General features: G+C 70.8%; 9 protein-coding genes. 6 read left to right on the plus strand and 3 right to left on the minus strand.

Annotation, left to right across the window (positions count from 1 at the left end; genetic code table 11):
- Positions 1–457: DUF4010 domain-containing protein (locus D7Y13_RS29750; RefSeq protein WP_244222388.1), on the plus strand; the 457-nt coding region annotated here is incomplete at its 5' end.
- A 58-nt stretch (positions 458–515) separates the two neighbouring features.
- On the opposite strand, the gene D7Y13_RS29755 is transcribed toward D7Y13_RS29750, so the two are convergent.
- Both D7Y13_RS29755 and D7Y13_RS29760 read right to left on the minus strand, forming a co-directional pair.
- Complete coding sequence (locus D7Y13_RS29755; RefSeq protein ID WP_120536984.1) at positions 516–2015, minus strand: ATP-binding protein; 1500 nt, start codon at positions 2013–2015, stop codon at positions 516–518.
- Positions 2012–2731, minus strand: a complete 720-nt coding sequence (locus tag D7Y13_RS29760; protein ID WP_120536985.1) for a GTP-binding protein — start codon at positions 2729–2731, stop codon at positions 2012–2014. Before D7Y13_RS29760 ends, D7Y13_RS29755 begins: the two co-directional genes overlap by 4 nt.
- Positions 2732–3003: 272 nt before the next feature.
- Here D7Y13_RS29760 and D7Y13_RS29765 point away from each other — a divergent pair, with 272 nt between their 5' ends.
- The 5 genes from D7Y13_RS29765 to D7Y13_RS29785 all read left to right on the plus strand — a co-directional run bounded on the left by D7Y13_RS29765 (position 3004) and on the right by D7Y13_RS29785 (position 9610).
- On the plus strand, positions 3004–3540 hold the full coding sequence (locus D7Y13_RS29765) for a GNAT family N-acetyltransferase (protein ID WP_120536986.1): 537 nt from the start codon (positions 3004–3006) through the stop codon (positions 3538–3540).
- 176 nt (positions 3541–3716) lie between these two features.
- Positions 3717–5513 (plus strand): type IV pilus twitching motility protein PilT, encoded by a 1797-nt coding sequence (locus tag D7Y13_RS29770; protein ID WP_120536987.1) that lies wholly within the window; start codon positions 3717–3719, stop codon positions 5511–5513.
- Between the two features lies 1 nt (position 5514).
- A complete protein-coding gene (locus D7Y13_RS29775; protein ID WP_120536988.1) occupies positions 5515–6621 on the plus strand; it encodes a type IV pilus twitching motility protein PilT in 1107 nt (368 codons plus the stop codon).
- 150 nt (positions 6622–6771) lie between these two features.
- Positions 6772–7191: a DUF5684 domain-containing protein gene (locus D7Y13_RS29780; protein WP_120536989.1), complete on the plus strand. Its 420-nt coding sequence runs from the start codon at positions 6772–6774 to the stop codon at positions 7189–7191.
- A gap of 181 nt (positions 7192–7372) precedes the next feature.
- Positions 7373–9610: a TonB-dependent receptor gene (locus tag D7Y13_RS29785; RefSeq protein ID WP_120583615.1), complete on the plus strand. Its 2238-nt coding sequence runs from the start codon at positions 7373–7375 to the stop codon at positions 9608–9610.
- Here the strand turns inward: D7Y13_RS29785 and yoaA are convergent.
- A complete protein-coding gene (gene yoaA / locus D7Y13_RS29790; protein ID WP_120536991.1) occupies positions 9564–11561 on the minus strand; it encodes a DNA repair helicase YoaA in 1998 nt (665 codons plus the stop codon). The two genes, D7Y13_RS29785 and yoaA, sit on opposite strands and share 47 nt — an antisense overlap.
- Positions 11562–11658 lie beyond the last annotated feature (97 nt).

An 11658-nucleotide genomic window follows, 5' to 3' on the forward strand; every position in this document is an offset into this window, starting at 1 on the left:
CCTCAAGTCCCCCTTCTCCCTGCCGTCCGCGCTGAAGTTCGGACTCATCTTCCTGGCGCTCCAGGTGGTGGGCACGGTGGGCCAGACGCTGCTGGGCCGCTGGGGCTTCTACGCGGTGAGCGCCCTGGGCGGCCTGGTGTCCAGCGCGTCCGCGGTGGCCTCCGCCGCATCGCTGTGCGCCAACGGCACCATCTCCCCCACGACGGCCGGGGTGGGCGCCATCATCGCGTCGCTCGCCAGCGCCGCCATCAACTTCATCCTGGTGGCGCGCGTGTCCGAACAGCGCTCGCTCACCCTGCGGCTGGGACGCGCCCTGGGCGTCGTCATGCTGCTGGGACTCGCGGGGGCCTTCGTGCAAACGCACCTGCCCACGTTGCTGCCGGCGGGGCCCGGGGTCGAGGAGCTGTTGAAGCGCCGCGCCCCCGGACAGCACACCCCGGACTCGCCGCGGGATTGATGGGCAGCCTGTCGCCGTACTGCCCCGACCCGCCTTGTCGGTCGGGCGCTCCCACGCCTCAGAAGCGGTCCGGCTCCGGCAGGGGCGGCGCGGCGGACAGGCCGCGCTCCGGCATCGGCGGGTGCAGGGGCAACTGGACGATGAAGCGCGAGCCGTGCCCGAACTCGCTCTCCACGCGCACGCGGCCGCCGTGGCCCTCCACCAGGCTCTTCACGATGGCGAGCCCCAGCCCCGCGCCGCCGAACTCGCGCGTGGAGCTGCCGTCCACCTGGTAGAAGCTCTGGAAGATGCGCTCGAACTCCTCGGTGCGGATGCCCACACCGGTGTCCTCCACGCTGATGCGGTAGCCGGGCACGCCCAGCTCCTGCTGCATCGCCGCGTCCGACAGCGTCACCTTCACCCGGCCGCCCGACGGCGTGAACTTCACCGCGTTGGCCAGCAGGTTCACCACCACCTGGCGCAGCTTGTCCAGGTCGCCCGCGAGCCTCGGCTGCGGCGTGTGCGGCAGCCGCACCTCCAGCTCCAAGCCCTTGCGCTGCGCCTGCGGCAGCACGCTGGAGACCGCCGTCTGGATGATGTAGCCGGGGTCCACCGGCGCCATGGACAGCCGCAGACGGCCCGCTTCAATCTGGCTCAGGTCCAGGAGCGAGGAGATCATCGAGAGGAGCGTTTCGCCCTTCTCCACGATGGTGCGCACGTACTGCAGTTGCTCCGGGTTGAGCGGCCCCGCCAGCCCCTCCGCCATCATCTCCGAGTAGCCCAGGATGGACGCCAGCGGCGTGCGCAGCTCGTGGCTCACCGTGCCCAGGAAGGACGACTTCAGCCGGTCCAACTCCTTGAGCCGCGTGTTCGCCTGGAGCAGCCGCGCGTTCTGCGCTTCCAGCTCGCGGTGCACCTCCAGCGTGGACTCCAGGTGCAGGTGCGTGGCCAGGTACGACTTCTGTCCGCTGGCGACGAGCGCGCCCAGCACCAGGCCGAAGTGGCCCAGCACCTGCGCGGCGGTGCGCTCCGGGACGCGGCGCACGCGCGCCAGCAGCTCGTGCGCCCGCTCCAGGTCCAGGCCCTGGATGCCGGTGAGCGTGTCGGGGAAGTCCGCCAGCTCCTCGGGCGTGAAGGGCCCCAGGATGACCCGGCCCAGCAGGTCGCCGTCCCACCGCACGGGCATCACCACGTAGCGCAGGCCGGTGAAGCACGTGAGCGCGATGAGGCCCGACGCCTCGGAGGCCTCTCCTCCGTCGGCCACGCGCCCGCCTGCCTCCGGGAGGACAGGGCCGTCCTTCACCCGGCCCACCATCGCGGTGCACGCATGCCGGCCGTCCGGGAAGGAGAAGACGTAGGCGCAGAAGTCGCCGTGGCCCACCTTCACGTCCGCCAGCTTGGTGCCGCGCACGTCCAGCACCTTGATGCCCACGCGGTACAGGTCGCTGAAGCCCTTCACCACCTCCGAGAAGGATGGCAGGTCCAGCAGGTCTCCCAACGACAGTCGCCGCTGGAGGGCGGACTCGCGGCGGGGCGCGCCCAGCGTGTCCCAGGGGCCTCCCGACGGCGGGCCGCTCATTGCGGACTCCCGGTCGCCCGGTCGCCAGGCGGTGGACCGTAGCGCCCCTCCAGGGCCGTGCCGGCCAGGTCCACGTGCCGGAAGATCTGCCCCAGGAATTCATCCTCCGTGAGGCCCACGTTGCGCGACAGGTGGGCCCGCGCCTCCAGCGCGCGCCAGGCCGCCTGGGCCACGGCGTGGAAGGTCTCCACCACGCCCTCGCCCCGCACCGCCACCGAGCCCACCACCGGCTGCGTGCCCTTCTTCTGGATGTCCTCCAGCTCGGCGTCCGTGAGGCTGTCAGGCAGGTCGCGCTTGTTGAACTGGATGACCACCGGCACCTGCTGCGGATCCAGCTCCATCTCCCGCAGGTTCTCCTGCAGGTTGCGCCAGTAGGCGTTGTTCTCCTGGGACGCGTTGCGCCGGCTGTCCGCGATGAAGACCACCGCGTCCGTGCCCTGCAGCACCACCCGCCGGGTGGCGTTGTGGATGACCTGGCCGGGGACGGTGAAGAGCTTCACCTTCACCTTGAAGCCCGCCGACGTGGAGAAGAAGACGGGCAGCAGGTCGAAGAAGAGCGTCCGGTCGTCGTGCGTGTCCACCGACAGCAGGCGACCTCGCACGTCGGGCCGCGCCCGGGCGTGCAGCTTGCGCAGGTTGGTCGTCTTCCCGCTGAGCCCGGGGCCGTAATAGACGATCTTGAGCGTCAGCTCTCGCTGGGCGTGGTTCAGTTGCAAGGGGGAGGACTCGGACCGAGGGGGATTCGGTACCCGCTTTTTATAATGGCCCCACGCCCTGGGCGGAAGGCCGGTCGCATGCCGTACGACAGAGCGGTAAGCATCCTCCTGGAATGGAGCCCGCGCGAGTGGCGTTTCGAGAGATTCCCGCTCCTCGATCCAAGAGGAGGACGTCTCCCCACACGGAAAAGAGGACACTGTGCGCGGAATGATCGCGTGCACGGGTACGGGGTGACCGGTTAGGATCGCGGACGCGACGGAGGAGCAAGGCGATGACGATGAAGCAGGTGGATCCAGGCGTCGAGGTGGCCCCCACGCCGGTGATGGACGTGGCGAACCTCCCCAATGACCTGGTGAACGGGGTCAAATTCGGTCCGCCCACCGACGAGGACCTGACCGCGGTGTCGGCCCTGCGCTCCAACTCCGAGCCCTGGAAGGGACGTGGGGAGAGCCAGGAGGACAGCCTCAAGGCCCTCACCCAGCTCAAGCCCTTCCTCCATGTGGCCCGCGTGCAGAACCAGATCGTGGGCTACGTGACGGTGGAGCGCGACGGTCCGGTGCCCGGTGCGGCGTACCTGCGCAACATCGTGGTGAAGCCGGAGCTGCGGCGCCACGGCGTGGGCCAGAAGCTGCTCAACAAGGCGCTGGACGTGGCGCGCGACATGTACCGCAAGACCATCGCCCTGCGCGTGGACCCCGCGAACGCGCCCGCGGTGGGCTTCTACCGCAAGGAGGGCTTCACCACGGTGGCCACGGTGGTCTCCAAGAAGTCCGGCAAGCTGCGGCTCCTGATGTCGCGCGAGCTGTAGTCCCGCGCATCCGACGCGGAAGGTTGTTCCCGACGGGAGGGGCCCTCACACGGCCGCTCCCGTCGTGCTTTTCAGGGGCAGCCCCCCGGGTATTCCGCAGCGCGGCGGTCGACTATCCTGCGCGGGTTCCACCCCGCCGGGCCTGACGCACGGCAGCGGTGGGGCCACCCCCCCGCATGAAACCGCTCGCAGAGCTGCTGCGTCACCTGTCGCGTCCCGGAATCACCGAGCTGGCCCTGGCCAGTGGCCGTCCGCCCATGGTGCGAAACGCCACCGGCTACGAGCCCGTTGATCCCGGCGCCCTCACCACCGAAGAGCTCGTGAAGGCCCTCCAGGCCATGGTGGGCATGGCGCGAGCCTCCACGGTGTCGGAGACGCCCGTGCAATGGACGGTGAACGCCACCGGCCTGGGCGCGCTCTCCATCGCCGCGGTGCGCCGTGGCGAGCTGATGAACGTGCGCCTCACCAAGAGCACCGAGGGCGCGGCGCAGTCTGCTCCTCCGGCCGCGCAGGCCCCGGCGGCGGCTCCAGCGGCCCCCACGCGGACGCCCTACGGTGGCATGCCCGCCGTGTCGGCCCCCGCCGAAGCCATCGCGCGCACCGCCCAGGTGGGTGGCCCGGCCCCGGCCGCCGCGCGAGCCCCCGCTGCGCCAGCGGCCCCGGCTCGGGCTCCCGCGGTCACGGCGCCGGTGGAGGCCTTCGCCCGCGCGCCCAGCGCCGCGCCGCCAGCGGCTCCGTCCGCCGCCGCGCATGGGCACGCCGCACCGGTCGCCGCGCGCGCCATTCCCATCTCGCGGACGACCTCCGCGCCGGGCCGCGACCTGGCCGTGCTGCTGGAGCAGGCGCGCAGCATGCTCGCCAGCGACCTGCACGTGGTGGCGGGGCGGCCGCCGCTGTTCCGGCTCGCGGGGGAGCTGCAGCCCCAGGACACGCCCTTGTCGCCGGAGACGGTGGAGCGGCTGCTGCTGCCCATCATCCCGGAGCGCCTGCGCCACGTGCTGGAGAAGGACGGCAGCGTGGACTTCGCGCTGGACTCCGAGGACACCGGGCGCTTCCGCGTCAACGTGAACCGCCAGCGCACGGGCCTCAAGGGCGTCTTCCGCGTCATCCCCCGGGAGATTCCCACGCTGGAGTCGCTGGGTTTGCCTGCGGACATCGCCAAGGCGACGCACCACCACCAGGGCCTCATCGTGCTCACCGGCCCGTCGGGCCATGGCAAGACGAGCACGCTCGCGGCGCTGCTGGACATCATCAACCGCGAGACGACGCACCACGTGCTCACCGTGGAAGACCCCGTGGAGTACGTGCACCCGCGCAAGCGCGCCCTCATCAGCCAGCGCGAGGTGGGCAGCAACACCCGCACCTTCGCCAGCGCGCTCAAGGGCAGCCTCCGCGAGGACCCGGACGTCATCGTCGTGGGTGAATTGCGCGACACGGAGACGGTGCGCATGGCGCTCGCGGCCAGCGAAACGGGCCACCTGCTCATCAGCACCATGAACACGCCCAGCGCGGCGAAGACCATCGACCGGCTCATCGACCTCTTTCCCCCGGCGGACCAGGGCCAGGTGCGGCTGTCGCTCTCCAGCGGCCTGCGCCTCATCGTCAGCCAGCGGCTGATGCCCAGCGCGGACGGCAAGCGCATGGTGGCCGCCGCCGAGGTGCTCCCCGGCTCCATGGCCCTGGGCAACCTCATCCGCGACAACAAGACGTTCCAGATTCCGTCGCTCCAGCAGCGAGGCAAGTCGCTGGGCATCATCCGCTTCGAGGACTCGCTGGCGGACCTGGCGAAGTCGGGCAAGGCGACCCTGGAGACGGTGAAGGGCTTCGCGGAGAACCCGGACGAAATCGAGGCCATGGTGACGGGCAAGCGCCCCGGCGCTGGCGCCACCACCGTGCCCGCGCCCGCCACGCCCCAGGAGGGCGCGCGGATGCTGTCCAAGGTGGGCTCACTGCTTGGCAAGAAGGGCGCCTGACATGACGGACACACCTCGCATCGCGACCTGGTTCGACGTGCTGCTCGAAAAGAAGGGCAGCGACCTGCACATGGCCGTGGGCTACCCGCCCCTGGGCCGCATCCGTGGCGAACTGGTGCCGCTGCGCGACGAGCCCCTCACCACCGAGGAGCTGGAGTCGCTGCTCTTCGAGCTCTGCTCGCCCGAACAGAAGCGGCAGATCACCGAGGAGCTGGACCTGGACTTCGCCTATGGCTACGGGACGAAGGCCCGCTTCCGCGCGAACTACTTCTACCGGATGACCGGCATCGGGGCCGTCTTCCGCACCATTCCCAGCAAGGTGCTGTCGCTGGAGGACCTGAAGACGCCGGAGGTGGTGCGCAAGATGGCGGACCGCCGCAGCGGGCTGGTGCTGGTGACGGGCCCCACGGGCAGCGGCAAGTCCACGACGCTCGCGGGGATGATCAACCACATCAACAAGACGCGCGCTTCGCACGTGCTCACCATCGAGGACCCGGTGGAGTTCGTGCACGAGTCCCTCAAGGCCCAGGTCACCCACCGCGAGGTGGGTCCGCACGCGTCCAGCTTCGCCACCGCCATCCGCTCCGCCGGCCGCGAGGACCCCAACGTCATCCTCATCGGTGAGCTGCGCACCAGCGAGACGATGAAGCTGGCGCTCCAACTCGCGAGCTTCGGCGTACTGGTGTTCGCCACGGTCCACACCAACAGCGCGCCCGCGACCATCGACCGCATCATCAACACCTTCCCCGCGGACGAACAGGGTCAGGTGCGCGGCATGCTCGCGGAGTCGCTGGCGGGCATCGTCGCCCAGCAGTTGCTGAAGACCGCGGATGGCAAGGGCCGCGTCGCCGCGCTCGAAATCCTGGTGGGCAGTGCCGCCATCGCGGCGATGATCCGCGAGGGCAAGGTGTTCCAGATCGCCTCCAAGATGCAGGCGGGCCAGGGCCAGGGCATGCAGACCCTGGACATGCACCTGGAGCGGCTGGTGAAGGATGACGTCATCCTCCCGGACGCCGCGCTGGAGAAAGCCCAGGACAAGGAGAATTTCGTGAAGGTCATCCAGCGGCTGAAGCCGGACTGGGAGGTGCCGGAGACGCTGAAGGCGTGAGACGGGGAAGTCTCAAGGTTCGAGACGAAGCCGGCATGGGGGTGAAGGAATTTGCATTCGCCCCCCTACTTCGCGAATTGTTCGGCACTGAACCTGGACACCGACCGGCCCTGGAGCCGGAGTCCCACACTTCCGAGGGGGAAGTCAGCCATGGATGAACAGCAGCTTGAGATGATGCGGCAGATGCAGGAGCAGCAGAGCGCGGGCCCGGGCCCGCTGTTCTACATCTTCTACTTTGCCTTCATCGGCGCGATGATCGCGGGCCTGTGGAAGACGTTCACCAAGGCGGGCGAGCCCGGGTGGGCGGCCATCGTCCCCATCTACAACATCTACGTCATGACGAAGATCATCGGCCGTCCGGCCTGGTGGATCGTGCTGGCGCTGATTCCGTGCGTGAACTTCATCGCGCTCTTCATCATCGGCATCGACATGGCGAAGTCGTTCGGCAAGGGCACGGGCTTCGGCATCGGCCTGGCGCTGCTCGGCCCCGTCTTCTACGCCATCCTCGGCTTCGGCGACGCGCAGTACCAGGGCCCGGCCGCCGCGGGCGGTGGCGCGGCCACGGCGTAGTGTCCGCGGGACCTGGGGCTTCCCGGGTTCCGGAGCGACGGCGGTGAGCGGCCTTCTTCGGCCCTTCACCGCCGTTCGTGTTTTCGGGGAGCGCCCCGGGAGTGTCGTCCCCCGTCGGGTGGAGCGAGCCCGGGTGGATGCGCCCTCCCGCGAGGGCGGTATCTCCGCTAGAGCGGCGGGAATGACCGGCCCGGCCGCCCCCTCCCGTCCGCTTGCCGCGCCCCTCCGACGGCGCGCTCACGTCCTGCGAGGCATTGGAGTCTGCTTCAGGCTGGCGCTGCTGCTGCCCGGCATCGCGGCGGCGCAGGTGGAGGCACCGTCGTCCGAGGGAACCCAGGACCGCGACGAAGCAGGCGCACCCGTCAGCGCGGAGTCCACCCCCGCCGAACCCGAAGCTCCCGCCGAGACCCGGACCGTCGTCACCGCGACGCGCCTGCCGCGCCCGCTGCGTGACGTGCCCGCCACCACGGTGGTGATTCCCCGCGACGAAATCGAGCGCAGCCCCACGCTCACGCAGGACGCGCTCGTGCGCACGCTGCCCTCAGCGGCCACCTTCCGCCGCACGCCGTCCCTCGTCGCGGACCCGACCGCGCAGGGGCTCAACCTGCGCGGGCTCGCGCCCTCCGGCGTCGCGCGGGGACTGGTGCTGCTGGACGGCCTGCCGGTGAACGACCCCTACGGAGGCTGGGTGTTCTGGCGCGCCCTGCCCCGGCTGGGCCTGGACCGCATCGAGGTCGTCCCCACCGGCGGCTCCGCGCTCTACGGCAGCGCCGCGCTGGGTGGCGTCGTGCAGCTCATCTCCCAGCCCATCGTCGGGGTCATCGACGCGGACGTGTCGGTGGGCAACCAGGGCACCGGCTTCTTCGGCGCGCGCATCGCGGACCGCTGGAAGCGCGTGGGCATCTCCCTGGAGGCAGAAGGTCTCACCAGCGACGGCTACCGCATCGTCCCCGCCGACCAGCGCGGCTCCATCGACGCCAACACCCCGTCCAAGCACCTCACCGGGCAGGCGCGCGTGGAGGTGCAGGCCACCGACGACCTCCTGCTCACCGCCCGCGCCAGCCTGTTCCGAGAGACGCAGAACGGCGGCACCCGCTACACCGTCGCCAGCGTGGACCTCGCGTGGTTCACCGGCAGCGCCCGTCTGCGCACGCAGGACACCGGCACCTTCGAGCTGGGCCTCTACGGTCGCACCCAGCACTTCGCCCAGAACCGCGCCCGCGTCAGCGCGGACCGCGACTACGAGATCCGCTCCGCGTTCCAGGACGTGCCCGCCAACGACCAGGGCGGCTCGCTCGTGTGGACCGGACCCAACCTGACGCTGGGCGGAACGCACGTGCTCGCCGCCGGGGTGGATGCCCGCCGCGCCGCCGGCACCGCGCAGGAGCTGCTTTTCCCCGCCACGTACACGCCCACGTCTATCTACGCGCGCACCACCCGGGGCACGCAGCTTTCCGGTGGGCTCTTCGTGCAGGACCTCTACACGGTGTCCTCCGCGCTGGAGTTCGCCGGCACGCTGCGCTGGGACGTGTGGCGCAACCGGGATGGTTACCAGTTGGAGAGCCGCTCGGATGGCTACACCACCGCCACCGACTTCGCCCCCCGCACCGCCGGCCAGCTCAGCCCGCGGCTGGCCGCGCGCCTGCGCCCGCTGGACTGGCTCACCCTGCGCGCCTCCGTCTACCGGGCCTTCCGCGCGCCCACGCTCAATGAGCTGTACCGCCCCTTCCAGGTGGGCACCGTCCTCACCGCCGCCAACCCGGACCTGGACGCCGAACGCCTCTGGGGCACCGAGGCGGGCGTGGAGACCCTGGGCCCCGGCGGCCTCATCGGACGCATCACCGGCTTCTGGAACGTGCTCGACGCGCCCGTCACCAACGTCACCCTGGCCACGCCCCTGCCCGACGGCACCACCCGCCAGCGCCAGAACCTGGGCCAGGCGCGCGTGCGCGGCGTGGAGCTGGGCACGGACTGGCGCCCGGCCCGCCAGTGGACGGTGCTTGCCGCCTACACGTTCGTGGATCCCGTCGTCACCGACGCGCCCGGCCAACCGGACCTCGTGGGCCGCCAGCTTCCACAGGACCCCCGGCATCGCGGCTCGCTCAGCGTCACCTTCGATGAGCCGTCCCTGCTCACCGCCACCGCGCAGCTTCGCGTCGTGGGCCCGCAGTACGAGGACGACCTCAACGCGCGCGGCATGGGAGGGGCCGCCATCGTGGACCTGTTCGTGAGCCGCCACCTCTTCTGGAAGGTGGCCGCCTTCGCCGCGGTGGAGAACCTGTTCGACCGCTCCTACCTCGCGGGCCGCGCGGGCGTGGACACGCTCGCCCCGCCCTTCCAGGCGCGCGTGGGCCTGCGCCTGCGCGACGGGTTCAACGAACGGTTCTCAGCGGCGGAACGGGGCGTACCGGTCCATTGAACCAGCGGCTCAGCTCCGTCGTGTCCTCCATCCGCTTCGCGGGCGGCAGGCTGGAGAGGAACACGCGGCCGTAGCCCTTCGTCACGATTCTGCGGTCCAGCATCGCCACGATGCCCCGGTCCGCCTGCGTGCGGATGAGCCGCCCGAAGCCCTGGCGCAGCGCCAGCGCCGCCTGCGGCAACTGGTACTGGTCGAACGGTTCCTCACCGCGCGCCTCAATCTGCCGGATGCGCGCGGCCACCAGCGGGTCCCCCGGCGACGCGAACGGGAGCCGGTCGATGATGACCAGGCTCAGCGCATCCCCGGGCACATCCACGCCCTCCCAGAAGCTGTGCGCGGCGAAGAGCACGCTGGGCGTCTGGCGGAAGGACTCCAGGAGCTGCGCCTTGGGCCGCTCGCCCTGGAGCAGCGCCTGATAGGGCAGCCGCGTGGCGGTCAGCTCATACGCGCGCACCATGTTGCGCAAGGACGTGAAGAGCACGAAGGCGCGCCCGCCCGTGACTTCGCACAACTGGATGATCTCCTCCGCCGCCGCCTCGATGAAGCCCGGGGCGCTGGGGTCCGGCAGGTGCGTAGGCAGGTAGAGCGCGGACTGCCGGGGGAAGTCGAACGGGCTGGGCACCGCCAGCGTGCGCACGCGCGTCACCGGCTGACCCTCCTCGTCGTACATGCCCATGCGCTTGGCGAAGAAGTCGAAGCGGCCGTCCGCCGCGAGCGTCGCGGAGGTGAACACCACCGTGTCCAGCGCGCCGTAGAGCCGGTCGCGCAGCTCCTTCGCCACGTCGATGGGGTTCGCGCGCAGGAAGATGCCCTTGCCGCGCGCCTCCGCCCAGTAGACGTGCTCGGAGGACTCCGCCTTCTCCAGGAAGGTGAGCTGCTCCACCATCTCCTCGGCGCGGCGGTGGATGGCGGCCAGCTCCGCCTCGCGCTCGCTGCCGGAGAAGGACGCCAGCGCGGACAGGCCCTCGCGCACCTGCTCCAGCGCGCCGGACAGCTTGCCCATGGTCTCCGGGCGCAGCGCGACGGTGGACTCCTGGCTGGAGAACCCCAGCGCGCGAGGGGCCTGGAGGAACAGCGCGTCCGCGTGCGAGCGCACCCGCTGGGCCAGCGCCGCGAGCGTCGCGTGCCGCTCATCCTTCACCGGCAGGGCCGCCACCGCGTCGCGCGACAGCTCCTCCAGCCGGTAGTTGGAGACGCTGTAGCCGAAGTGGCCGCTGGCCACGTCCTCCAGCGCGTGCGCCTCGTCGAAGACGACGGCTTCGTAGAAGGGCAGCACGCCCTCGGTGCGCTTGCCGGAGCTGCGCAGCGCCAGGTCCGCGAAGAACAGGTGGTGGTTCACCACCAGCAGGTCCGCGGCCTCCGCGCGCTTGCGCATCTTCGTGACGAAGCACGTCTCATACTGAGAGCAGCGCGAACCCAGGCACGTCTCCGACGTGGTGGACAGCCGCGACCACGTGGCGAAGGACTCCGGCAGGTCCAGCTCCGCCCGGTCCCCCGTCTCCGTCTCCGTCACCCAGCGCTTGAGCAGCGGCCACTGCTTCGCCTCATCGCGCGAGACGAACTGCGGGTCCTTCTCGAAGGCTTCGTAGCGGTGCAGGCACAGGTAGTTGCCCCGCCCCTTGAGGTAGGCCGCCTCGAACTGGAGCCCCAGCTTCTCGCTGAGCAGCGGCAGGTCCTTGAAGAACACCTGGTCCTGCAGCGTCTTCGTCGCGGTGGACACCACCACCTTGCGGCCCGCCAGGAGCGCCGGCACCAGGTAGGCCAGCGTCTTGCCCGTGCCCGTGCCGGCCTCCGCCAGCAGGTAGCTGCCTTCGGAGAAGGCCCGCTCCACGGCGCGCGCCATCTGGAGCTGCTCCGGGCGGTGCTCGTACGCGGGCAGCGCCTGCTCCAGCGCGCCGCCAGGACCCAGCAGGCTGTCGACAGAGGGAGGACGGGGCGCGGGCGCGGACATGCGGCGTTCTACCAGGGGCAGGAGGGGCGAAAGGCGAGCGGCCCCGCAGGATAACAGCGCCCCCGCTCCTCCGCGCGTTCCCAACCACCCCTTCCCC

Origin of the sequence: Corallococcus praedator, from assembly GCF_003612125.1 — a bacterium.
GTDB lineage: Bacteria > Myxococcota > Myxococcia > Myxococcales > Myxococcaceae > Corallococcus > Corallococcus praedator.